19 protein-coding genes, 1 tRNA gene and 2 pseudogenes are annotated in these 23,371 nt (G+C 42.2%); 9 read left to right on the top strand and 13 right to left on the bottom strand.

The genetic code is table 11. The features are described from left to right. Positions 1-402 precede the first annotated feature (402 nt). Positions 403-588, top strand: coding sequence for a hypothetical protein (locus ASU00_RS04520; RefSeq protein WP_057912234.1), 186 nt, complete (start codon positions 403-405; stop codon positions 586-588). A gap of 32 nt (positions 589-620) precedes the next feature. Here the strand turns inward: ASU00_RS04520 and ASU00_RS04515 are convergent, their stop codons facing one another. Next, positions 621-1,526, bottom strand: coding sequence for a DMT family transporter (locus tag ASU00_RS04515; RefSeq protein ID WP_057912233.1), 906 nt, complete (start codon positions 1,524-1,526; stop codon positions 621-623). A 141-nt stretch (positions 1,527-1,667) separates the two neighbouring features. Here ASU00_RS04515 and ASU00_RS04510 point away from each other — a divergent pair, with 141 nt between their 5' ends. The 3 genes and pseudogenes from ASU00_RS04510 (at position 1,668) to ASU00_RS04500 (ending at position 3,378) form a co-directional block, all read left to right on the top strand. Continuing rightward, on the top strand, positions 1,668-2,375 hold the full coding sequence (locus ASU00_RS04510; RefSeq protein ID WP_057912232.1) for an MgtC/SapB family protein: 708 nt from the start codon (positions 1,668-1,670) through the stop codon (positions 2,373-2,375). Positions 2,376-2,669: 294 nt separating this feature from the next. Next, positions 2,670-3,020: pseudogene (locus tag ASU00_RS04505) on the top strand (Gfo/Idh/MocA family protein); the annotation flags it as partial. A gap of 285 nt (positions 3,021-3,305) precedes the next feature. Further along, positions 3,306-3,378: transfer RNA gene (locus ASU00_RS04500), tRNA-Ala, on the top strand. Positions 3,379-3,487: 109 nt separating this feature from the next. Here ASU00_RS04500 and ASU00_RS27065 read toward each other — a convergent pair. The 6 genes and pseudogenes from ASU00_RS27065 to ASU00_RS04465 all read right to left on the bottom strand — a co-directional run bounded on the left by ASU00_RS27065 (position 3,488) and on the right by ASU00_RS04465 (position 10,362). Beyond that, positions 3,488-4,546: pseudogene (locus tag ASU00_RS27065) on the bottom strand (site-specific integrase). 137 nt (positions 4,547-4,683) lie between these two features. Next, a complete protein-coding gene (locus tag ASU00_RS04485; RefSeq protein WP_057912230.1) occupies positions 4,684-4,932 on the bottom strand; it encodes a sugar phosphate isomerase family in 249 nt (82 codons plus the stop codon). 6 nt (positions 4,933-4,938) lie between these two features. Then, a complete protein-coding gene (locus ASU00_RS04480; protein WP_057912229.1) occupies positions 4,939-6,858 on the bottom strand; it encodes a glucose PTS transporter subunit IIA in 1,920 nt (639 codons plus the stop codon). A gap of 21 nt (positions 6,859-6,879) precedes the next feature. Continuing rightward, complete coding sequence (gene murQ, locus ASU00_RS04475) at positions 6,880-7,767, bottom strand: N-acetylmuramic acid 6-phosphate etherase (RefSeq protein WP_057912228.1); 888 nt, start codon at positions 7,765-7,767, stop codon at positions 6,880-6,882. Between the two features lie 927 nt (positions 7,768-8,694). Then, positions 8,695-8,913: a hypothetical protein gene (locus ASU00_RS04470; protein WP_057912227.1), complete on the bottom strand. Its 219-nt coding sequence runs from the start codon at positions 8,911-8,913 to the stop codon at positions 8,695-8,697. Between the two features lie 237 nt (positions 8,914-9,150). Next, on the bottom strand, positions 9,151-10,362 hold the full coding sequence (locus tag ASU00_RS04465; protein ID WP_057912265.1) for an aminotransferase-like domain-containing protein: 1,212 nt from the start codon (positions 10,360-10,362) through the stop codon (positions 9,151-9,153). A 275-nt stretch (positions 10,363-10,637) separates the two neighbouring features. Between ASU00_RS04465 and ASU00_RS04460 the strand changes: the two genes are divergently transcribed. Next, positions 10,638-10,868 carry a helix-turn-helix domain-containing protein gene (locus ASU00_RS04460; protein ID WP_057912226.1) on the top strand — a complete coding sequence of 77 codons (231 nt, stop codon included), beginning with the start codon at positions 10,638-10,640 and terminating at the stop codon, positions 10,866-10,868. A 189-nt stretch (positions 10,869-11,057) separates the two neighbouring features. Here the strand turns inward: ASU00_RS04460 and ASU00_RS25310 are convergent, their stop codons facing one another. After that, the gene (locus tag ASU00_RS25310; protein ID WP_161809692.1) at positions 11,058-11,222 is read right to left on the bottom strand and encodes a hypothetical protein; all 165 of its coding nucleotides are present in this window, start codon (positions 11,220-11,222) and stop codon (positions 11,058-11,060) included. A 323-nt stretch (positions 11,223-11,545) separates the two neighbouring features. Between ASU00_RS25310 and ASU00_RS04455 the strand changes: the two genes are divergently transcribed. The 4 genes from ASU00_RS04455 to ASU00_RS04440 all read left to right on the top strand — a co-directional run bounded on the left by ASU00_RS04455 (position 11,546) and on the right by ASU00_RS04440 (position 17,053). Further along, the gene (locus ASU00_RS04455) at positions 11,546-12,463 is read left to right on the top strand and encodes a proline dehydrogenase family protein (protein ID WP_057912225.1); all 918 of its coding nucleotides are present in this window, start codon (positions 11,546-11,548) and stop codon (positions 12,461-12,463) included. A 53-nt stretch (positions 12,464-12,516) separates the two neighbouring features. Further along, positions 12,517-14,058, top strand: a complete 1,542-nt coding sequence (pruA, locus tag ASU00_RS04450; RefSeq protein ID WP_057912224.1) for an L-glutamate gamma-semialdehyde dehydrogenase — start codon at positions 12,517-12,519, stop codon at positions 14,056-14,058. A gap of 170 nt (positions 14,059-14,228) precedes the next feature. Then, a complete protein-coding gene (putP, locus tag ASU00_RS04445; protein ID WP_161809691.1) occupies positions 14,229-15,701 on the top strand; it encodes a sodium/proline symporter PutP in 1,473 nt (490 codons plus the stop codon). A 131-nt stretch (positions 15,702-15,832) separates the two neighbouring features. Beyond that, positions 15,833-17,053 (top strand): PucR family transcriptional regulator, encoded by a 1,221-nt coding sequence (locus ASU00_RS04440; protein WP_057912223.1) that lies wholly within the window; start codon positions 15,833-15,835, stop codon positions 17,051-17,053. 143 nt (positions 17,054-17,196) lie between these two features. Here the strand turns inward: ASU00_RS04440 and ASU00_RS04435 are convergent, their stop codons facing one another. The 5 genes from ASU00_RS04435 to ASU00_RS04415 form a co-directional block, all read right to left on the bottom strand. Further along, positions 17,197-17,907 (bottom strand): MBL fold metallo-hydrolase, encoded by a 711-nt coding sequence (locus ASU00_RS04435; RefSeq protein WP_057912222.1) that lies wholly within the window; start codon positions 17,905-17,907, stop codon positions 17,197-17,199. Between the two features lie 121 nt (positions 17,908-18,028). After that, positions 18,029-19,663, bottom strand: a complete 1,635-nt coding sequence (locus tag ASU00_RS04430) for a glycerol-3-phosphate dehydrogenase/oxidase (RefSeq protein ID WP_057912263.1) — start codon at positions 19,661-19,663, stop codon at positions 18,029-18,031. A gap of 624 nt (positions 19,664-20,287) precedes the next feature. After that, positions 20,288-21,778 carry a glycerol kinase GlpK gene (gene glpK / locus ASU00_RS04425; protein WP_057912221.1) on the bottom strand — a complete coding sequence of 497 codons (1,491 nt, stop codon included), beginning with the start codon at positions 21,776-21,778 and terminating at the stop codon, positions 20,288-20,290. A 20-nt stretch (positions 21,779-21,798) separates the two neighbouring features. After that, a complete protein-coding gene (locus ASU00_RS04420; protein WP_057912220.1) occupies positions 21,799-22,623 on the bottom strand; it encodes an MIP/aquaporin family protein in 825 nt (274 codons plus the stop codon). A gap of 200 nt (positions 22,624-22,823) precedes the next feature. Then, a complete protein-coding gene (locus tag ASU00_RS04415) occupies positions 22,824-23,366 on the bottom strand; it encodes a glycerol-3-phosphate responsive antiterminator (protein ID WP_057912219.1) in 543 nt (180 codons plus the stop codon). Positions 23,367-23,371 lie beyond the last annotated feature (5 nt).

The following is a 23,371-nucleotide window of genomic DNA, read 5'->3' as shown; positions in this document are numbered from 1 at the left end:
TTAATAGTGTGTGCTCACTTAAAATTTAACGTTGGCGCTTTGTTTTGTTCAGTTTTCAAAGAGCAATTTGTTGTCGTTTCTCTCAGAAGCGACCTCTATAATGTAACATAATGTGTCACGTTTCGTCAACAACTTTTTTAAATCTTTTTTTTCAACAACTTGTTAGTCGTTTGTGTTGCTGTCTTAGCGACAAGAAATAATATACCATGTACAAATAAGGTTTGCAATACGTTTTTATAACTTTTTTAAAAAAATGTTTTTCCCTTGTCCTCACCATCCTTTTTTCATCACTCCTGCCCATCTATCACCAAGCCAGCTCACTAGTTCCGCACGAAATGAAGCATATTTTCTAACTAACGCAAATAGACATATAAAGATATCTTTTTCCCATGAGGTGAACCAATGAATCTAACATTAATCGGATTACTCATTTCCTACATTATGGCCCTTTACTTATTCAGTACAGCTTTTTATGAAGCATTTAGGTTCAGCAAAGAAGAAGGCAAGGTGAATGGTACGACGTTTTTATTCAGCTTTACTTTCGCTTTGATTTTCACCAGAATCACCTGCTTGTTTCAACCTACCTAAATAAAGCAGTAAGTCGGTTCGACTTACTGCTTTTATACGGAGACTGGCGATTCTTTTTGAGCTTTGCTTTTCCTTTCATCTCTTAAGAAAATCATCAAACCGGCCAATATGACCGTACCCCCGAGAACCTGCGTCCAAAGTATCGGTTCATCTAATATGAAATAAGCGAGGATCGTGGCTCCAACCGGTTCGAGTAAGATTCCCATCGAAATCGTGGATGTGCTTAACCATTTTAATGACCAATTGAATAAAGAATGTCCCAATAAAGTAGGGAAAATGGCAAGTAAAATGAAATAAACCCAATCGGCAGTCGGATATGGCAAGAGCGGCTCTCCCTTGAAAATTACATATAGGAACAAAGTGGCCGCACTGATAGCATAGACGACAAATGTATATGTTATAGAAGATATGCGCTTTCTAACATTTTGTCCAAATAATAAATAACCGGTTACTAGCGCACATGCGATAAGCGAAAGAATGTCACCCCAGAGTGCCATGCCGCTGATTCTCAAATCTCCCCAGCTGATGACGAGACTTCCCGCTATCGCAATGATGCCGCTCAAGATCGCCTTCATTGAAAATCTTTCTTTGAAAAATAAGTACGCCCCTACAAAAGCGAATAAAGGCTGGAGGGTGACAAGCACCGTTGAACTCGCGACTGATGTGTAATTGAGTGATTCGAACCATAAAATAAAATGAAAAGCCAGGAAAACCCCTGATGCAACCGAATAAAGCCAATCCTTTTTCTCGATGAATGCCAGCTCATGGCGGTATTTCATCAAGAAAACCGGCAGCATGAAAAGAACGGTAAATAATAAACGGTAAAATGCTATGACACCCGATGGAGCGGTGGCTAACTTCACCAGGATGGCAGAAAACGAAACCGATGCCACCCCAATCGCCAACGCTGCATAGGGATTCACTCTTGGCATGTGCATCCACATTCCCTCCTTTCAATTTGAATTACCTCTCGACTATTCTACTATGTTAAAATCATTGGGGTAAGCTTTTTTGAAAAAAAGGTATATGGCATCATATAATCTTATTCTTCCATAATAGTTCGAAAGTGGTGAAACAACATGGAGTGGACATTCGACCCGCAATCAGAATTACAAATCCTTATTAAGTTGGGGATTTCAGCTCTCCTTGGACTCATTATCGGGCTAGAGCGAGAAATGAAACGAAAGCCCGTTGGCTTAAAAACGAGCCTGGTCATTTCCATCGTCAGCTGTTTACTGACGATCGTTTCCATGGAATCCGCTTATAAGTTCCCAGGGAGTGACGACGTAAACATTACGATGGACCCTTTACGTCTAGCCGCACAGATTGTTTCCGGAGTCGGCTTCATCGGAGCTGGCGTCATTCTCCGCCGTGACAATAACAGCATATCTGGTTTAACGACAGCAGCCATCATATGGGGAGCCGCCGGTATCGGAATTGCCGTTGGAGCCGGATTCTTTCTCGAAGCGATAGCCGGTGTCATCCTATTGATCATCAGTGTTGAATTAGTTCCCGCAATCGTTACATGGCTCGGACCGATGAAATTACGGCAAAAGGAAATCTTCCTGCAGCTCGTGGTGAAAGATAAAGAAGACATCGCCGTCGTCCTGAAAAAAATCAAAGACGAAAAAATATTCATAAAAAACCTTAGAATCAAAGATGTCGCAGAAGGCCACCATCTATTAACACTGAAGGTTTTGGTCGACAATAAAGTCAGGACCTCGGATGTATATTACACAGTCTCCACCCTTAAGGAAATAGCACGGGTTGAGATTGAAAATGCCTAATGTACTCCCTCAATCGTGTAGTGAATAAAAAAAAGGGGGGCGAAATCAACAAATTTCGCCCCCCTTTAACTATGAAAAGGGTTTTTTAAATGAATTTTCATTTCCGATATCAGCCTAGAAAGATAGCTCTGAAAATATCGACGCTTTTTTGCCATCAAGTTTTCTTTACTCTATTATGATGATAACTCTCTCCATTGCTTCACCATCACCGATATCATTCAGGATAAGTCGAAAAAATATTAGCTTAACCTGCTAAAATCCGACAAAGTCGGGAAGTATCTATCCGACCAAAATGGGATGAAACTTTATTTTTTTATGACTGCTTGGTCTCGTGAAAGTGAAAATATTCTTGTTACATTTGATAATGCATTTGATTTTGCAGATGAAGTCAATTCACTTACTATCCATAAATCACAAACATTCAGTGATTTGCCATGGAAATCTCTTGAAGAGGCTGACACTGTATTTACTCCATCTGCCTCCCCTATGTCTGGAGCTTACAGGGATCTTTATTTACGTGGCTTTGTTGGAGAAATGGCTCATTTTATAGACTGTTGCAAAAATAAAAGAAAACCAACTTCCAATGCAGCTGACAACGTTCATACAATGTCTCTTTGTGACCGTATTTTGTCTGAGTTAATATAAGCATTCTACAGAGAAATAATTAAAATCAAGAAGTTAGATATAAGTTTAGCTTTGACTATGCGTGAATACGTAGATAAAATTCCTATCGACCACAGTTTTAGAGAATTGCACTTTGACTGCTACATTGTACTGCAGGCGGTCCGTGAGCCTTCTCGGCTTTTTAGCCTGCGGGATTTTATCAAGTTTTCCTTAAAAAGTTTCTTTCCATCATTTTTTTAAAAAAAAGCTCATTCTTATATTGACTTTTCTTCAAAATCCGCTAAAATAATTATTGTACCTTAACACGGGGCATTAGCTCAGCTGGGAGAGCGCTACGCTGGCAGCGTAGAGGTCAGCGGTTCGATCCCGCTATGCTCCATATTTGAAAACCCTTGTGTAGCAAGGGTTTTTTTCTTTTTATAAACCACTGTCCCCCTAATATTTTCTTTGAAAATGTCCGTCTGGTCAGAATTTGGTCACACACGAAATTATTTAATAATTTCATCTAATTTACGAGCCACTTCTTCTTGCATTGATGGAAGAACGTGTGAATAGGTATCAAGTGTAACTTTTATGTTACTGTGTCCTAATCTTTCTGAGATGACTTTGACATGAACTCCATTGGAAAGAAGCAAGGTAGCATGTGTATGTCTTAAATCCTGGAAGCGGATTTCAGGAACATCAGCCATTTTGATCATCCTTTTAAAAGTCCTTCTAATATTTGCAGGATTAGGCGGTGTACCATGCTGAGTTCAAGCAACTAAATCAAAGTCTTGATAAATAGGGCCTAGGCATAGCTTTTCTTTCGAAACAGTTAATTTACGAGTTATAAGGACCTTTATAGACGACAAGGATAAATTTATTGTCTGTAGACTAGACTTGGTTTTAGCTCCGCTTAAAAATGTCTTACCGTCATGACTAAGAGTCTGTTTAATATTTAACAATCCTTTTTCCAAATTAATATCCTTCCTACGCAATCCAAGTATTTCACGTCGCATACCAGTTGTTAATGCAGGTAAATTTTATAAATCTATTTTCTTCCTCTTCATCCCATACATTCATTTCTTTCTTATTTGCCTTTGGCAATTTAATTTTTAATGTAGGATTTTTAGAATTAATTCAAAGTCCACCGCATGTTCCAGTGAATTTCTGATCACCTTGTATATCTTTTTTACTGTAGCACTACTTAATACCTCTTCACTCAAGCTATTGGTGAAAGATTGGAGCTGGATCGTAGTGAGCTTAGAAAAAGAGTAATTTCCTAATGCAGGTATAATTCTACCTTGAAGGTAGTATAAACTTTAGCTGTTTGTATACCTCTATTTTGCTTAGTTTTAAAACCATTGATCTACGTATTCTTTATATAGGGTATTTGATGGTTCAATGTAAGTACCTTTATTTAATTCATAGTTGATCTCAGCTAATGCCTTCTCTGCTTCCTTTTTAGTTTTAAAATTTCTCTGTTTCTTTTGCTTACGTTTACCGTTAATCCCCACGTCTACAACATAGTACCAACTTTTCCCGTCTTTCTTTACTGATCCCCTCATATAAAACTCTCCTCATAATAAAAATAAAAAGTGCTTAAACCGCTAAGCGGAATGAACACTTTTAGGAAGAGAGTGCTTTAAGTAACAGCACATCTCATATATTAAATCACTTACGAGATGTGACAGTTATGCAACTCTCACTGTATGAAATTGCCTGAAGAAACTAATTCATAAGCTTGACGTCGACCAACTCCTAACGTTTGAATATGGTCGTATGACGTTTTATTCTTTTTAAAGTCATGAATTAGCTCCTTGTATGTTCCGAGAACTGTTACTCCTGTAGCTAAACCAAGAACCGAGTCCTCTTTCTCTTTCACTTGCTTCAAAATGATTTCAGCTGCAAGCTTGCTCATTTCATGATAATACTTCGCTTCAATCAGCTTCATTTTCCATTACGGCATCTCTACAGCAAGCACATCCGCACTGCCTTGTTCCTGATAGCCCGTTTTTAGCAGTTTTACTTTAGCTCCCTCAGGCAAATTCGTAAAAATAACTGGTGTGATTGTTGACGCTGCATGCTTTTTAATATAGTCAAGATCAATCTTTAGAAGTGGCGTTCCCTTTTTCACAACTTGGCCTTCATCAGCAAGGGATGTAAAGCCTTCTCCGTTTAGGGAGACTGTTTCAAGGCCTACGTGAATTAAAAGCTCCAAGCCATCCTTTGACTTTAATCCTATTGCATGCTTGGTCGGAAAAACGCTCACAATTTCTCCATCAATAGGTGAAACGAGTGTATGATTAACAGGCACAATGGCAAATCCGTCTCCCATCATCTTTGAAGAAAAAACAGCATCCGGCACTTCTTCAAGAGGTTTTACCTCTCCTTCAAAGGGCATTACAAGTGAACATTCCTCAGAGATTGAGATTTCTCTCTCAGCTTCTTTTTCACCTTTCTCTTCAGCAGTATCTGCCGTATTGACCATTGCTTCTTTCGGAACACCGAAGAAATAAGTTAGAACAAATCCGCCTGCATAGCCAGCTAATAGTCCGACAATATATTTAAACCACATTCCGTCTGCTATCAAAGGAATCAATGCTACACCTGAAGGACCAATAGCAATCGAACCAATATTTCCGAAAATACCTACGATTGCACCGCCTATTCCTCCGCCAATACAGGCTGTGATAAATGGACGCCCAAGGGGCAGGATAACACCATAAATCAGAGGTTCGCCAATGCCAAGAATACCAACAGGCAGAGCACCTTTAATCAAATTAGTTAATTGAGTGTTCTTACGGCACTTGATCCAAAGTGCTAGAGTCGCACCGACTTGTCCAGCACCTGACATCGCAAGAATCGGCAGTAGCACTGTCATGCCTGAGATGTTAATCATCTCAATATGAATGGGAATTAATACTTGATGGAGTCCTAACATAACGAGTGGAAGAAAAGTTGTTCCAAGGACAAATCCTGCAAACGCACCTCCACGATCAAGTGTCCAATTAATAGCTCCAATCAGGTTGTCCGAAATCAGGCCGGCAAACGGCATGATGATAAAGATTGTTAACAGTCCAATAATTAAAAGAACAATAGTTGGCGTGACAATAATGTCAATGGCATCCGGAATCCATCTGCGCAGGAACTTCTCAACCATAGCCAGAAGATACACAGCGATTAAGACCCCAATAATTCCTCCCTGTCCTGGGGATAATGCTTCACCGGTAAAGATATTGGTGATTGGCACTTCCGGCGTCGCACCAGTCAAGAGTGTAACGCCTCCAATTACTCCGCCCAGTGCAGGTGTTGCGCCAAATTCTTTTGCTGCATTGATCCCAACATAAATGACCAGATAACTGAAAATCGCATTTTTAATAACATTTAATATCGTGACATATTGCTGCCATGTTTCTTCGGATAAGTTTCCAGCTGTAATATTGTTCGCAAGAATTGAAGCAATACCGGCAATCAGGCCAGCTCCGACAAATGCCGGGATCAGCGGAATGAAAATACTTCCGATTTTGCGGAGAAAAGTTTTAAAAGGCGTGCTGTTTTTCTTTTTCAACTCCTGCTTAATGTCAGCACCTTTTGCTTCATAATCAGATGCACTGCCTTGTCCTTTTGTTTCCTCAATCGCTGCACCGAACTGGTCAGCCACTTTTGTGACAACCCCTGGGCCAAGGATAATTTGATATGTTTCATCATCGACCACTCCGACTACTCCATCGACTTCTTTTAATTTCTGTTCGTTAATGTTCCCTCGATTCACTGGCGTTACTCGAAGGCGTGTCATACAGTTTGTATAAGAAGCAATGTTTGAACTGCCTCCAAGAGCCGTTAAGATTTCATCGGCCATTTTACGATACTTACTCATGACGTCTCCCCTCTCAGTTGCTTATTTTATGGCTTCTCTGATAAATCCTTGTGAAGCATTTAGTTTTTCTAATGCCTCTTCATAGGATAGATTGGTTAAAATCATTAGAATTGCAAGTTTAGAGTTATCCTTCGCTTTTACAAGATATTCTTTCGCTTTCTCATACGAGCAGGATGTTGCTTCCATCACTATGCGTTTTGCTCTTTCTTCGAGCTTCTTATTTGTCTGTTGAACGTCTACCATCAAGTTGCCATACACCTTTCCAACACCAACCATAGAGGCGGTTGAAAGCATATTGCAGATCAGTTTTTGTGAAGTGCCAGATTTTAAGCGTGTTGAGCCTGTCAGAACTTCTGGTCCATTGACTACTTCAATTGCTATTTCAGCTGCATTTCCCACTTCAGATCCCTTGTTGCAGCAAACAGCGATAGTATTTGCACCGATTGAATTTGCATACTCAAGCCCTCCAATAACATATGGAGTGCGGCCGCTTGCTGCAATTCCAACAACTACATCTTTACTTGTTAGCTGTATTTCCTTTAGGTCGTCTACCCCAAGCTCTTTTCTGTCTTCGGCTCCTTCAACGGCTTTTATAAATGCTTTCTCTCCGCCAGCAATCAGCCCGATCACTTCACCTGGGTCCGTTCCAAACGTGGGAGGGCACTCAACAGCATCAAGCAGCCCTATTCGTCCGCTTGTACCAGCACCCTGGTAAATCAGGCGGCCTCCCTGTTTTTTAGCCTGAATGATGGCATCCACCGCTTTTGCAATTGATGGAATCTCCACCCTCACAGCTTTAGCCACTTTCTCATCTTCTTCGTTCATTACTGTTAATAGCTCAGTTATAGACATCTCATCTAAGTTCATCGTTTTTTCATTACGAGTTTCGGTTGTTAAATGTTCAAGCATATGATCACCCTTATCTATGATTTAAAATCGGTTCCTGAAATCGTTCTCAAATAGAGAATAACACAATCTAAAATAAAATTTCAATAATTATAATATTTCACTAAAATTAAATTTCAGAATCTTACTTTGCCAAATAATACTCTTAGAATGGTTCTAAAGGAGTAATATTATTATTGGAAACATTTACATCGTTGGGTTATTATTTTCTCCTTTTTTTACTGACGAAAAGAATAAGCAGTGGCCGGAAAGAATTATTCCCACATCAAATTTAAAAGTTTTTCCACATTTTCTACTTCTGTTTTTAAGCTTTTAGCAAACAAGAAAGTAAGAAGGAGTTAGTAAATGTGTTGAATACTTCTCTCTTTATTCATTGACTACACCGGACATTGAAAGACCTTCCAAAAGACTAAAAAAACCTTCCTCGTAAGGAAAGCTCTGTATCTTGGTAAGCTATTATTACTTTTTTATTATTTGGCATACTATCTCAAAATCTTACTAATTCTCATTAAACCAGCGATTAATTTCTCATATTGGTCACAAGTGCGATATAAAGGCATTCGAGGACACCCTTGAAACTATGGGACAATTATATGCGCTACACTGGCAGCGGCGTAGAGGTCAGCGGTTCGATCCCGCTATGCCCCCTACATGAAAAACCTTTGAAATTCAAGGGTTTTTTTTCTTTTTATATACCTCTAAGTACCCGATAAAAGTCGCGGCAAGAAAGTGAAGCGATGTCAGTTATTCTTATCCAGGTGCCGCAGCATCTTAGAATATTGCGTTAGAAAGACGACTGGAGACCAAGTGGCCTTACCTCTGCCTCTCATTTTTTATAATCAGCAATCCCTTTTTATCTATAATGACATTACAATAAGAACGTTCGTTCCTTACCCAAACCTAAAAAATTAAGCTCAAGATTAAATGAGCTTAATGATTATGAGCAAATTCAAATTTAAAAAGTTTATCTACCCAGACTCTAGCTGGATAATGCATGACAAATTCCGGGTCACTATCCATTAATTTATTATAGGCGGTATTCTGTAAGCGATCCTCTGCTTCCCTCTCCGAAATGTTCAGCCTTCTTTGGACCTCTTGTACAACACGGGACGTATATCTAAGCTTCAACATGTCCTGGTTTACCTTCATTTTTCAACACCACCTTGTTATAATGAATATACTTTAAAAGCTTCAGGCGTATGAACCGAAAGCTGGTAATAGCCGTCATTGTTATCATGGTATTCTGTTAATTCCATAAGTCCATCTTGAACACTATACAACTTTCAAAGTATGCAAACGAAGTGCAGCTTCACCCGGAATTGCGTCGAATGATTCCTTAATGAAGAAAAAACCTACCCTGTTTAAGGAGTAGGCGCATTCATACAGTTACTTCGCGTCAGGCATTCTAGTAAAAAAAGGTGGGATAAGCTTCCCTAGTCTTCGAATTCCCTCGATCATTTCCTTCTTATCGGAGTAACTGAATGAGAGCCGCAGAAATTCGGTTCCTTCGTTTTGGTCCAAGAAAAAGTATTTCCCTGGAACATACGATACACCCTCAGCAAGGGCCTTTGATAATAAATCCGAAGTATCTACACCTGGGATTCTCACCCAAACAAAGTAGCCACCATCCGGTACATACCAGGAAACGGTTTCGGGAAGATATTGTTCCATCGAACGGATCAACGCAGTGCACTTGGCACGGTATATATCTTTTAGGCGCTGAAGTCGTTTCTCCAAATCGGTGTTTTCTAAGTATACAGCCATTGTACTTTGAGAGAATGGATGATCTAAATCTTTTTTAAACCACTCTAAAGCCTTGATGAATTCACTATCTCCTGCTATCCAGCCGATCCGCATTCCTGGCGCCACTACCTTCGATAATGAACCAACGTGGAGGACTCGCCCGCCTTCATCAATAGATTTTAATGGCACCGGATTTTTATCGAAGGATAATTCCCCGTATGCGTCATCCTCTAGAATGAGGAAATCAAACTCGATGGAAAGTTGCAATAATTGCTTCCGGCGCTCAGTGGTCATCGTCGTCCCGGTTGGATTTTGAAAGGTTGGGATCGTATATAGAAGTCGCGGGAGTGGGAGGCCTTTCCGTTTCCTTTCATCTAGCATTTCCTTTAATCGGTCTGTTTGGAGTCCTTGTTCATCTATAGGTATACTAATGATCTGTTTCGTATAATTTTGAAAAATCTCCAAGGCCTCCATATAGGTGGGGGATTCTACCACTACGACCGCTTGATCATCCAAGAGAATGCGGGCAATGAGATCTATCGCCTGACAAGCTCCTGATGTAATCAAAAGCTGTTCGTCCACCATGCACATTCCACGCACAGCCAGCCTTTTCAGAATTTGCTGTTTTAATTTCGTTATCCTTGGACTTCCGAGATAATGGAGCGGCAAATCGTGCTCCTCATCAAGAAGGCTTGCTACAGCTCCTTTAATCTCCTCGGCAGGAATCAGGGCCGGATCCGGATACCCTGAGCTCAAGCGAATGCAGCCATCTGGCAAATTTGACATCCACGCACCGGGCGGATCATTCTTAAGGGCCGCTTTACTATTTTCAGAATAAAAAGATTCAGCATTCACTTCAACCATACACCCTTCCATCAATAACCTTGATTGGTTTTCGTATTTTTATAGATTCAATCTTAAACCACTTCGCTTATGAAGACAGCAAATCCTCTTTTACTGTGGCAAATCAGCTTCAAGTAAATTTTATCGCCGGTGTAATGTGCGCTCTTTGAATTCACCTTCAATACTTTCTTTCGCTTTCCATACCATATAACTGCGAAACTATGCGTATATTTTTGTGAAAGTTGGACGAGACTGCTAGTAAATGAGAACTCTAGGAGGTTATCAAAATGTTCAGATTCGGAAAAGGAAAGCGCCGCAGTAAAGTAGGCAAATTAATCGATAAGCACGGATATTCACAAGAGGAGTTTGTAAGCGCGTCCGGAATATCACGCAATACGATAAGCAGAGTTTGTAGCGATCCCAAGTATGTACCTTCAGCGGGGGTTTTAAAGAAAATCATGAAGGCGGTCCGGGGTATAGATCCCCAAGCAAAGTCTGACGATTATTTTGATATTTAATGATTATGATAACGCAGAAGGCTCTTCATTAAAATCCCCCCAAAGCCAGCGGTTCGATCCCGCTATGCTCCATAACGGAAAAAACCCTGAAATTCCAGTTAGGGTTTTTTTTCATTTAAATCCCCCGCCTCTCTTCAAGCAGGGTCCATTTGTCGGTTAAGGACAAGAACTTCCGTATCTTCGCTGCACCTATTTTCGACTGAACATTTTCTTAATGAACTGGACCATAGGCGACACAATGGTTTCACGTATATTCGAGAGGACATAACCGATCAGCCCCATTATTATCAAAACCAATATTAAGCCTATTATCAATCCGGATGTTTCCCGAAGTTCTTCAAATACAGCTCCCATTCCTTATCCTCCCTCGCTTGCCGATGATGCGACATATTTTATCTTCTTCACCCATTCCTATTAATAAGGTTCATTATATCGTATTGGATGAATATGGTCGAGCAACCATTACCACTGCGCCTTTACGCCCCATATTCTAGCGTTTCACGAAAATTGAAAAATAAACCTCTTCCTCGATAAGATCCAATTAGATGAAAACCCTTTCATTTGTCCAAAACCGACAAATAGGAGACGGAATTATTGGTTTTTTCGAACATTGTGAATATTGTTGAAAAACCGTAAGCTTAATTCATGAATACATCTTCTTAGGGGGTGCGCTTTATATGGAAGCCATTACAAGGGACTTTTTCTTATTTTTATCTAAAAATAATATGCTAAATAATATTGCCAAGAAACGCGGAGGAAGTTTTGCTGCCGGAAAGATCATCGGCGGAACGGATTTCCGAAGCTCGATTAAATTCATTAAACAGCTTAATGATAGTGGCTTGTCGGTTACTGTCGATCATCTTGGGGAATTCGTTGATTCGAAGGAAGTGACTCAGGAAAGGACGGCAGAATGCATCGAAACCATTGAAATGATCAGCAGGGAAAAACTCGATTCACAGGTTTCCCTTAAGATGACTTCTTTGGGTCTTGATATCGATCATGAACTGGTTATCGAGAACATGACAAAAATTCTTGATACAGCCGAAAAGCATGGAGTGATGGTCACGATCGATATGGAGGATGAAGTTCGCTGTCAGGCGACCATCGATATTTTTAGGCAGTTCAAAGAAAAATACAACTGCATAAGTACTGTTTTGCAAGCATACTTATTCCGCACAGAGAAAGATTTGGATGACCTTGGCCAATATAAGCCTTTTCTGCGTCTCGTAAAAGGTGCCTACAAGGAATCTCCAGAAGTGGCATTTCCCGAAAAGAAAGATGTGGATGAAAACTATAAAAAGTTGATTAAGCAAAGTCTGCTTAATGGAAATTACACAGCCATCGCCTCACATGATGACAAAATCATCGAATATACAAAAGAACTGGCGAAAAGGCACAATATCCCTACTTCACAGTTTGAATTTCAAATGCTTTACGGCATGAGAAGCAAAACCCAGCACGAACTGGTCAAACAAGGCTACAAAATGCGCGTCTATGTACCATACGGTCTGGATTGGTATGGCTATTTCATGAGAAGGCTTGCTGAACGGCCATCGAACATTTCCTTTGCTTTCAAAGGAATGGTCAAAAGCTGACGTTAATTCAAACTTTTTAATTTAAAAAAATCCATGAAAAGGTGTGATGATCAATGATTTCATATAAACACGAACCATTTATCGATTTTACAAACGAGGAAAACAAAAAAGCTTATGAGGCAGCTCTGCAAACAGTTGAAGGTTACTTAGGGCAAGACTATCCCCTATACATCGGTGCCGAAAAGGTGACGACTGACGAGAAAATCGTTTCCTATAACCCTGCAGATAAAGAAGAAGTCATCGGCCGCGTATCAAAAGCGAACAAAGACCTTGCTGAACAAGCGATGCAGGAAGCCGTCACTGCTTTTGAAAGCTGGAAAAAAGTGAAGCCGGAAATCCGTGCTGACGTTTTATTCAAAGCCGCTGCCATCATTCGCAGACGCAAGCATGAATTCTCTGCTTTATTGACAAAAGAAGCAGGAAAACCTTGGAACGAGGCAGATGCAGATACGGCGGAAGCAATCGATTTCCTTGAATTTTATGCCCGTCAAATGCTGACGCTTAAAGATGGTGTGCCTGTTCAAAGCCGTCCGGGGGAATATAACCGTTATGATTACATTCCATTAGGGGTCGGCATCATCATTTCTCCTTGGAACTTCCCATTTGCGATCATGGCAGGTACAGCCGTTGCCGCTATCGTCACTGGTAACACCATTCTATTAAAACCAGCATCGACCACTCCAATTGTTGCTGCGAAATTCGTTGAAGTGATGCATGAAGCCGGACTTCCAGCAGGTGTGTTGAATTTCGTTCCAGGAAACGGAGCAGAAGTTGGCGACTACTTGGTGGATCATCCAAAAACACGTTTCATTTCCTTCACCGGTTCACGTGATGTAGGTCTGCGCATTTACAAACGTGCTTCAGAAGTGAACGAAGGCCAAATTTGGCTGAAGCGCGTCATTGCTGAAATGGGCGGAAAAGATACGATCGTCGTCGACAAAGAGGCAGATCTTGAATTGGCGGCTCAATCGATCGTCAAATCGGCTTTTGGCTTCTCAGGACAAAAATGTTCTGCTTGCTCACGTGCTGTCATCGTGGAAGATGTATATGATCAAGTATTAGATCGCGCTGTCGAGTTGACAAAACAACTTACAGTCGGTAATCCTGTTGAAAATCATTTCATGGGACCAGTCATCGACCAAGCAGCTTTTGACAAAATCATGAGCTATGTTGAAATCGGTAAAGAAGAAGGACGCATTCTGACTGGTGGAGAAGGAAATAGCTCTAAAGGCTACTTCGTTCAACCGACAATCGTTGCTGATGTCGACCCGAAAGCAAGGCTGATGCAAGAGGAAATCTTCGGACCAGTCGTCGCTTTTGCAAAAGCGAAGGACTTTACCGAAGCTCTTGAAATTGCCAACAACACTGAATACGGATTAACTGGTGCCGTCATTACGACAAATCGCCTGAACATGGAAAAAGCACGTGAAGAATTCCATGTAGGGAACCTGTATTTCAACAGAGGCTGTACGGGAGCAATCGTCGGCTACCAGCCATTCGGCGGGTTCAATATGTCAGGAACCGATTCAAAGGCAGGCGGACCGGACTACTTGCAGCTTCATATGCAAGCCAAAACAACTTCTGAAACGTTCTGATAACTGTTTCATAATGTGATTGAAAAAGAATGCCATCGTATTGCTGATGTATCTTCAACTATATGATACAATACAAAACGATGTAAAATGGAGGAAGTGACAAACAAGTTGCTTCCTCCTTTTTTCAAAAAAAGGTACGTTATCTATTTCATCCTGAAGGGAGTCTTCTTATGATCGATTTTTCATTAATACTTTCCATTAGCATTTATATGGCGGGCATGCTGTTAATCGGATATTTCGCCTACAAAAAAACCTCCAATCTAAATGACTACATGCTGGGAGACCGGGGTCTTGGCCCTGCTGTCACTGCATTAAGCGCTGGAGCTGCCGATATGAGCGGTTGGCTTCTAATGGGTATGCCTGGTGCCATGTTCGCAACAGGACTCAGCTCCATATGGATCGTAATCGGCCTGACGCTTGGTGCGTATGCAAACTGGTTATACGTGGCACCTAGATTAAGAACGTATACGGAAGTCGCTAACAATTCCATTACGATCCCTGCTTTCCTCGAAAATCGTTTTGGCGAAGGCTCACGGATCCTAAGGCTTATCTCGGCTTTAGTTATCCTAATATTCTTTACCTTTTACGTTTCTTCCGGAATGGTATCGGGTGGAGTCTTATTCCAGAGTACATTCGGCCTTGATTACCATGCTGGCCTCTGGATCTTAACAGGCGTGGTCGTGGCCTATACGTTATTCGGCGGATTCCTGGCGGTAAGCTGGACAGACTTTGTTCAAGGAATCATCATGGTCGTCGCCCTGGTACTTGTACCGATCGTTACCCTTTTCCATGTTGGCGGCTTCGGCCCTTCCATAGAAACACCGCGTTCCATTGATCCTGCCCTTTTAAATATTTTTACTGGAACGAGTCTTTTGGGGATCATCTCATTATTCGCATGGGGATTAGGGTATTTCGGACAGCCCCATATCATTGTCCGCTTTATGGCGATCAGTTCTGTTAAGGAAATAAAGAAAGCCCGTACCATCGGCATGAGCTGGATGATTTTTTCCACTATTGGTGCGATGCTTACTGGATTCATCGGAATAACGTATTATTCCCAGAACGGTCTCAAGCTAGATGATCCTGAAACGATTTTCATAGAGTTGGGTGAAATCCTTTTCCATCCATTCATTACCGGTTTCTTGATTTCAGCGATACTGGCAGCCGTCATGAGCACGATTTCTTCGCAGCTGTTAGTCACGGCCAGCTCTTTGACGGAGGATATATACAAAACCTTCTTCCGTCGTTCAGCTTCAGATAAAGAGCTTGTCTTCCTAGGAAGGCTTTCCGTACTGCTTATAGCCATCATCGCGCTTATTCTCTCTTGGGAGAAAAACGACACGATCCTTGGACTTGTCGGCTATGCATGGGCTGGCTTCGGATCTTCATTCGGTCCGCTTGTCTTACTCAGTCTCTGCTGGAAACGCATGACAAAATGGGGTGCTTTAGCTGGGATGGTCGTTGGTGCCGCGACTGTGATTTTCTGGTCGATGGCAGGCTTGTCCGATACGCTTTATGAAATGATTCCAGGTTTTGCCGCAAGCTTGATTGCCATCATCGTCGTCAGTCTGCTTACAGCTAAGCCATCTAAAGAAGTCGAACAGCAATTCGAACAATTCGAAAGAACGTTGAAAGAAAAATAAATTTCCTAATAAGGCCCGGCCCATGAAAACTTTTTCATGGACCGGGCCTTCTTTGCACTTTCCCCTATACACATCTTTGGTTTATAAGTATTATTAAGGTGTAATCCACTTCAAAAAACTGGGGGCCATATATGTCATTAGAAAAAATCCTGACTCTCACAAACATCAACGATATAACCGATATGGTCAGCACTTATTTAAAAAAACCTGTCGTCATCGAAAATGACCAATTTTTATTGCTGGCATATAGTTCATATTATATCGAACACTTCGACCAAGCCAATCGGCAAACGATCTTCACGAAGCATTGGCCGATCCCAATTCTGGAGAAATTCATGGATGAGGGAATTGTCGAGCAGCTTAAAACGCTGCAGCATCCATTCCGTGTCAAACAAATCGAGGAAATCGGCTTAAATCAAAGGGTGGTTGTAAGCGCTATCCATAAAGAGCAGGTTTTCGGGTTCATTTGGGTCCAGGAGACGGAAATGTTGCAGGAAGCCGATTTGCTATTTTTACATGAGGTTTCCCATCATATCGGCAAACTCCTCTATCAAAAAAAACAGTTGAATATGAAAAAAGACGAAGAAAAAAACGAGTTCTATCAAAAGGTCATTGATGAGGTCTATCAAACCGAAAATCAAATAAAATGGGAAGCCGCCAACATGGGGATCCTCATTCCGGAAACTTTCGTTGTGAATGTTTTTACCATCGCCCAATCCGATGCGGAGCTTTTGGATGAATTAACCGGTACAGTCAGCCTATTCGCCAATGCCTTGAACCTTTTTTCCCATGTATTCACAAACCAGATGAAGATCAATGTCATCATTGGCAGTAACGGGAAAGAAAAGGGCACGCTTGCTGATCACGCCCATGATTTCACGAAAACGGTGCTTTCGCAGTTCCATAACCATAGAATCTTCACTGGAATCGGTAATGAGTATTCAACCTTCCTTCAATTAAGCAAATCCTATCGGGAAGCGCTGGAAGTGATCAACGCAGCCAAGTTCATCGGTCACCCTGAACAGCTTCCCTTCGAATATAGCAAGCTTGGAATTTTCCGGTACCTGGAACTGATCTCCAATCATCATACGAAAACGAATTATATCAACAACGATTTACAAATTCTTCAGAAGAAGGACCAAGAAAGCCAAACCAAACTCCTTCAGACGCTGGAAATATATTTGCTGAACAATTGCCGGATCAAGCCGACAGCTGAGCAGCTCTACATTCATACCAACACCTTGAAATATAGACTGAATCAAATCGCCGATCTCACATCGATCGATTTTGACGACGTACATTCACGAATGCAGTTCTACATCGACTTACAGCTCATGAAGCAGAAAACATAGCTGGCCCCGTTATGCTACAAAACCCTTGCGACTCAAGGGTTTTTTTCGTTCGCAATTACCTAAGCACACCGATTTATTTGGGTAACAGCGAAAAAAAACAAGCATGATCGAAAGCAATAACAGAGACTGCAGCAAGTGTTTTTTCATTGTTGAAGCTTTAATTCCGCCTCATTAATTGCCCTGCTCATCGAATTCTCAGGTTGTTCCAGCATCCTCCCATGGCCTACAGCAAGTAAACCAGGTTTATAGCTTAGTAATTTCTTAGCACTTTCAAGCGCAATCCGTTTATTCCAAGTAGTAAGGGATGGGAAAGGAAATAAAGGCTTGATCACACCATTCACCGCAGTTCCCCCTCTCGTTTGCAGGGCATCGCCGACAATCAAGCTATGATTCCGAGTGTCGATAAGCGAAATCGAGCCAGGTGTATGCCCAGGGGAAAGAATAACTTCCAAAGAACCAATCCGGTCTCCCTCTTTTAGTAAGGAGTCAGGCTGAGTTTGTATATTTTTTGGAATTCCCCCACGGATTGGAGAGTTCGTTTCACTTTCCAGAAGTGTTGAATCGCCAGCAAGTAACGCCGCTTCCCTAATGGAAATGCTGACGTGCATATCGGGAAATACCTTCTTTAGCGTGTCAAGTGCACCAACATGATCATCATGCGCGTGAGTGATGATGATTCTTTTTATCGGTTTTCCAATGACTTGCGCCGCTTTCACTATGCTTTTCGTACTGTAAGGCAAGGCGGCATCTATTAATGTTAAGCTATCCTCTTCTTCAACAAAATAACAGTTCACAGGAAAAACACGTGGCATGAAGGATAATTGATATACTGTCCCCACCTTAGTCATTTTCATCTTTAAACAAACTCCTCCCGCAAAACTTCTATGTAACTAATACGATTAATCCCCTTCTAATATTCCTCGATGGAACAAACAAGACGCCAGCAACATCGCTGGCGTCTTGTTTTCATTTAGGTCACGATACTTTAATCGCACCACGTATTTCCTTTTCCAATTGATTGGTTCTTTCCACTTTCGTTGACTCCGACCATCCAAAATATCCAGCTATATAGTCGATCACGGCGCTCTTATGAGTTTGAACTAAATCGATATCGAATAAAAGGGTCCCTGTCCTGCGGAAGAAGAAGTCGACCGGCGTTGCAGCCATTTCATGATCACATGCATATTTCAGCTGTATGAACAATTTTTGCGGCAAGCTTGTTCCGCCATTTCCTTCGCTTTTTGCGATGTTGAATAACACAGGTGCGTTAGAACCGTACATGGCCAAGATTTCCTCGGAATCCTTGACAGCAAGCCCTGAATCCACTCCAACTTGAATATGTTGCTTAATATAGCTTGAGAAATTTCTCGATCCCCCAACATCGCCTCCGGAGATCGGCATGCCTTTCGTATTGCTGGCTGGGTAAGACTTAGTGAACTTCCCTGCCACAAGGTCAACCGTCGTTTTCGCCATTTTGCGATAGCCGGTCAATTTACCACCCGCTATCGTGATCAGTCCCGAATCGGACTCCCAAATTTCATCTTTCCGCGAAATTTCGGAAGGGTCCTTCCCTTCTTCAAGAATCAATGGTCGCACTCCGGCCCAGCTTGACTCGATATCGGTATCCGTTATATTCACTTCTGGAAACATATAATGAATGGACTCCAATAAATAGGCACGGTCTTTAGATGTAACGGTCGGCACTGCAGGATCACCATCATAAAAAGTGTCCGTAGTCCCTACATAAGCCTTGCCAGCTCTCGGAATGGCAAAGATCATCCGACCATCAGGTGTATCGAAATAAAGCGCCTGCTTCAAAGGGAATTTCGATTGATCGATGACCACATGAACACCCTTTGATAACTTAAGCGTTTTCCCTTTTTTCGATTGATCTTTTTCGCGGATTGAATCGACCCATGGCCCTGCTGCATTAATGACCTTATCTGCATATATTTCATAAGAGGTCCCTGATAGTAAATCGGAAACCTGGACGCCAGACACCTTTTTGTTTTCATATAACAATTTATCCACTCGCGTATAATTGATCGGCGTTGCCCCTTTATCAACTGCAGCCTTCATGACTTCAATCGTCAGGCGGGCATCATCGGTCCGGTATTCAACATAATATCCTCCGCCCTTTAGTCCTTCTTTCTTTACAAGCGGCTCACGAGCTAACGTTTCATCTATGGAAAGCATCTTCCTGCGTTCGGATTTTTTTACACCCGCCAGGAAGTCATATACACGGAGCCCAATCGAGGTACTGAACTTTCCAAATGTACCACCTTTGTGCATCGGCAGCAGCATCCACTCCGGCGTGGTCACATGCGGACCATTTTCATAGACGATTTCCCGCTCTTTTCCGACCTCAGCCACCATTTTTATTTCAAATTGCTTCAAATACCGCAAACCACCATGTACCAGCTTTGTCGAACGGCTCGAAGTACCTGCAGCAAAATCCTGCATCTCCACCAACGCCACCTTCATTCCACGGCTACTCGCATCCAAAGCGATGCCTGCGCCGGTAATCCCCCCACCAATCACCACTACATCATATTTATCCTTTTTCAAAAGACCGATCGTTTCTTCCCGATACTTATTTGAAAACTTCATGCCTAACTCCTCCTCTATCAGCTGTTTTACTACTATTTTTAGACGTTTATATGTCAGCTTGTGCTTTATCCCCGTGAATTCCGGCGCTTTATTCGTGAATTCGAGCACTTTATTCGTGAATTCGCGTACTTTATTCGTGAATTCGAGCGCTTTATTCGTGAATTCGAGCGCTTTATTCGTGAATTCGAGCACTTTATTCGTGAATTCGAGCGCTTTATTCGTGAATTCGCGCTGCACTCGTGCGTTTGCGCCTGTTACCCGCTAATTCGGACTGGTTATTCGTGAATTCGAGCACTTTATTCGTGAATCCGGGCGCTTTATTCGTGAATTCGAGTACTTTATTCGTGAAATCGGGCACTTTATTCGTGAAATCGGGCACTTTATTCGTGAATTGTTGAGTTGTATCCTTTATTTTTAATCAGTTCGTTTGTTTCAATAGTTTGTTCTTGGTCTAGCTATCGCATTCCATAATTTGGCTTTTAAGAAACAAAAAGAGACCACAAATGCACATTATCGATTTCACGATAACGCATTCATGGTCTCTCCTGTTCTCCGGCCGAGTTATTAACTTGTCTTGAGTATAACATACTCGATCACATTTTAGAAAGAGATTGCCTTGTTTTTTTATTTAAAGGCCATTGCTGCATGTACCGCTTTTTTCCAGCCTGCATATAATTCTTCGGTTACTTGTTCCTTCATATCCGGGTTAAAGGTTTTGTCTACCGCCCATTGCTTGGAGATTTCTTCTTGGTCTTTCCAGTATCCAACTGCAAGTCCAGCTAAATAGGCAGCTCCTAGTGCGGTCGTTTCGTTGATTGTTGGTCTTTCGACTGGCACTTGCAATAAGTCGCTTTGGAATTGCATTAAGAAGTCATTCTTGACCGCCCCGCCATCGACTCTCAATGTTTGTAGCTCGATGCCTGAATCGGCCTCCATGGCATCAAGGACATCTTTCGTTTGGTACGCCAAGGATTCAAGCGTGGCACGAATGAAATGTTCTTTGGATGTACCGCGCGTCAAGCCAAATACGGCTCCCCGTACTTCGCTGTCCCAATATGGAGTTCCAAGGCCTACAAAAGCCGGCACTACATATACTCCGTCCGTACTCTCGACTCGTTCCGCATAGGCCTCACTGTCTTTGGCATCATTCAGCATGCGCAGACCGTCGCGCAGCCATTGGATGGCTGATCCTGCTACGAATATACTTCCTTCCAGTGCATATTCAACCTTTCCGTTCAATCCCCATGCAAGCGTCGTCAATAGTCCGTGTTCGGATTTGACAGCCTTGGTTCCTGTATTCATGAGCATGAAGCAGCCTGTGCCATAGGTGTTTTTGGCCATCCCTTCATTGAAGCACGCTTGGCCAAACATGGCTGCCTGCTGGTCACCGGCCGCCCCTGCAATCGGAATCGATTGACCGAAGAAGTGATACTCGATCGTACGTGCATATTCTTCTGAAGAAGGTCTTACCTCCGGCAGCATCGATTTTGGAACGGTCAATATCTCCAGCAGTTCTTCATCCCATTTCAGTTCATGGATATTGTACATCAATGTCCGGGAGGCATTGGAATAGTCGGTTACGTGGGCCTTGCCTCCTGATAGCTTCCAAATCAGCCAGCTATCGATGGTGCCAAATAAAAGCTTGCCTTCATCCGCCCTTTGTCGTGCCCCTTCCACATTATCAAGAATCCATTTCACTTTTGTACCGGAAAAATAGGCATCGATCAACAATCCCGTTTTATCGCGGAATAGATCATTCAGTCCCTTTTCTTTCAATTCATCACAGATTTCGCTTGTTTGCCTCGACTGCCATACAATCGCATTATAAACAGGCACCCCTGTCTCCTTATCCCAAACGACTGCCGTTTCGCGCTGATTGGTGATGCCGATTCCAGCAACTTGCTCTGGGTTGACCCCCGATTCCGACAGCACTCCAGCAATGACCGCTAGGATCGATCCCCAAATCTCATTGGCATTATGCTCGACCCAGCCTGGTTTAGGAAAATGCTGAGTGAATTCCTTCTGGGAAGAATGGACGATTTCGCCCTTTTGGTTAAATAAAATCGCCCGTGAACTTGTCGTACCTTGATCTAAAGATAAAATATATTTTTCCATAGTGAATGTCCTCCCTTAAATTAACTAGCGATATTTTTGCTATCCAATTCATGTGACTGTTTTTTTCCAAATGTATACGCTAATGCCAATAATATCACGCTAACTCCCAGTACAGACCAAAATCCTACTGTTATATCCCCCAAAAAGATCGCGTTATAGCAAACGGCACCAAGTGAACCTCCAACGATCGGTCCAACGACCGGGATCCACGAATAGCCCCAATTCGAATTTCCTTTACCTGGTATCGGCAGCAAAAAGTGCGCGATGCGCGGTCCCAAATCGCGGGCCGGATTTATCGCATATCCTGTCGTACCCCCAAGTGACATCCCGATCACAACGATCAATAGACCGACAGCGAATGGGTTGAGACCCTCCGTGAAGTTATTGGCCCCTATGAATAATAAGCCAAGGATAAGGATGAATGTCCCGATCATTTCACTTAATAGATTTGAAAATGTATGCGGGATGGCAGGCGCTGTGGCAAACACACCAAGCTTCGCGCTTGGATCCTCAGTAGCCTTCCAATGTGGCAGATAATGCAAGAATACTAGAGCCGCACCCAAGATCGCTCCAATCATTTGAGCAGCGATATAAACTGGCACATCACTCCAAGCAACTTCTCCAATCATGGCAAACGCTACCGTGACCGCAGGGTTTAAATGGGCACCGCTTATCGAGCCCACTGCAAAAACGCCCATCGTTACCGCCAGTCCCCAGGCAATTGTAATAACGATCCAACCCGCGTCTTTAGCGTAAGAACCCTTCAAAGTCGAACCTGCTCCGATACCTGCACCGAATAAAATCAAAATCATGGTGCCTACTAATTCTCCCCAAAATGGTGTCATAGAAAAAACCTTCTTTCTTAATGAATAATAAAACTTGGTCACAAATAAAAGGAGATTCACAGCAGAACTATCCCCATAATAATATGAATAGCTCTGTTGTGAATCTCCCAGTCTCCGTCACGTATATTAACTTGTAATTACAATATACTAGGTTATGAAAACGCTGTCAAACTTTTTATGTTTTTATGCGTCCGAACCTCTCAGACGATATCCCATAACTCAGTTTTGGAAGTGGTAATCGCCGAAGCTCCTGCTTCCAAGGCGTTCAAAACTTCCTCCGAAGTCCGAATAAGACCGCCGGCAAAAATCGGTGTTTGCAACCGCTCCTTCACTTCCTTTATCATCCACGGCATGGCCCCCGGCAAAACTTCGATGTAATCCGGCTTGGTTTTCTGCACCAGCTTATAACTTTTCTCCAACGCATGTGAGTCTATTAAAAAAATTCGCTGGATGGCAATGATCCCTTTTTGCTTCGCTTTCAGAATAACGCTGGATTTGGTCGAAATCAGCCCATAGGGGTTATACTCCTGACAAATGAATTCTGTCGCGTACTCATCGCTTCTTATGCCGTGAATCAAGTCGACATGGTAAATCATCTTCTTATTATGCTGCTTGGCCATCATGCTGACATTTTTCAATTGCGAAATATGAAGATCAAGAAACACCCCTATTTCATAAGAGCTTTCGAGAAATCTTTCAAAATCCTTCATGCTTGCCGAGGCAGGCAAAATCTTCTGATCCATTCTTT

It is taken from the genome of Peribacillus muralis, from assembly GCF_001439925.1.
GTDB lineage: Bacteria > Bacillota > Bacilli > Bacillales > DSM-1321 > Peribacillus > Peribacillus muralis.
This window is presented reverse-complemented; position numbering and strand designations above follow the sequence as displayed.

Excerpts from the sequence above, each read along its gene's own strand:
- ASU00_RS04435 (WP_057912222.1), bottom strand. The coding sequence starts at position 17,907 with ATGAAAATGACTAAGGTGGGGACAGTATATCAATTATCCTTCATGCCA.
- ASU00_RS04440 (WP_057912223.1), top strand. The coding sequence starts at position 15,833 with ATGTCATTAGAAAAAATCCTGACTCTCACAAACATCAACGATATAACC.
- pruA (WP_057912224.1), top strand. The coding sequence starts at position 12,517 with ATGATTTCATATAAACACGAACCATTTATCGATTTTACAAACGAGGAA.
- ASU00_RS04415 (WP_057912219.1), bottom strand. The coding sequence starts at position 23,366 with ATGGATCAGAAGATTTTGCCTGCCTCGGCAAGCATGAAGGATTTTGAA.
- glpK (WP_057912221.1), bottom strand. The coding sequence starts at position 21,778 with ATGGAAAAATATATTTTATCTTTAGATCAAGGTACGACAAGTTCACGG.
- ASU00_RS04485 (WP_057912230.1), bottom strand. The coding sequence starts at position 4,932 with ATGAAGCTGATTGAAGCGAAGTATTATCATGAAATGAGCAAGCTTGCA.
- ASU00_RS04430 (WP_057912263.1), bottom strand. The coding sequence starts at position 19,663 with ATGAAGTTTTCAAATAAGTATCGGGAAGAAACGATCGGTCTTTTGAAA.
- ASU00_RS04515 (WP_057912233.1), bottom strand. The coding sequence starts at position 1,526 with ATGCACATGCCAAGAGTGAATCCCTATGCAGCGTTGGCGATTGGGGTG.
- ASU00_RS04470 (WP_057912227.1), bottom strand. The coding sequence starts at position 8,913 with ATGAAGGTAAACCAGGACATGTTGAAGCTTAGATATACGTCCCGTGTT.
- ASU00_RS04510 (WP_057912232.1), top strand. The coding sequence starts at position 1,668 with ATGGAGTGGACATTCGACCCGCAATCAGAATTACAAATCCTTATTAAG.
- ASU00_RS25310 (WP_161809692.1), bottom strand. The coding sequence starts at position 11,222 with ATGGGAGCTGTATTTGAAGAACTTCGGGAAACATCCGGATTGATAATA.
- ASU00_RS04520 (WP_057912234.1), top strand. The coding sequence starts at position 403 with ATGAATCTAACATTAATCGGATTACTCATTTCCTACATTATGGCCCTT.
- putP (WP_161809691.1), top strand. The coding sequence starts at position 14,229 with ATGATCGATTTTTCATTAATACTTTCCATTAGCATTTATATGGCGGGC.
- ASU00_RS04420 (WP_057912220.1), bottom strand. The coding sequence starts at position 22,623 with ATGACACCATTTTGGGGAGAATTAGTAGGCACCATGATTTTGATTTTA.
- ASU00_RS04460 (WP_057912226.1), top strand. The coding sequence starts at position 10,638 with ATGTTCAGATTCGGAAAAGGAAAGCGCCGCAGTAAAGTAGGCAAATTA.
- ASU00_RS04455 (WP_057912225.1), top strand. The coding sequence starts at position 11,546 with ATGGAAGCCATTACAAGGGACTTTTTCTTATTTTTATCTAAAAATAAT.
- murQ (WP_057912228.1), bottom strand. The coding sequence starts at position 7,767 with ATGCTTGAACATTTAACAACCGAAACTCGTAATGAAAAAACGATGAAC.
- ASU00_RS04480 (WP_057912229.1), bottom strand. The coding sequence starts at position 6,858 with ATGAGTAAGTATCGTAAAATGGCCGATGAAATCTTAACGGCTCTTGGA.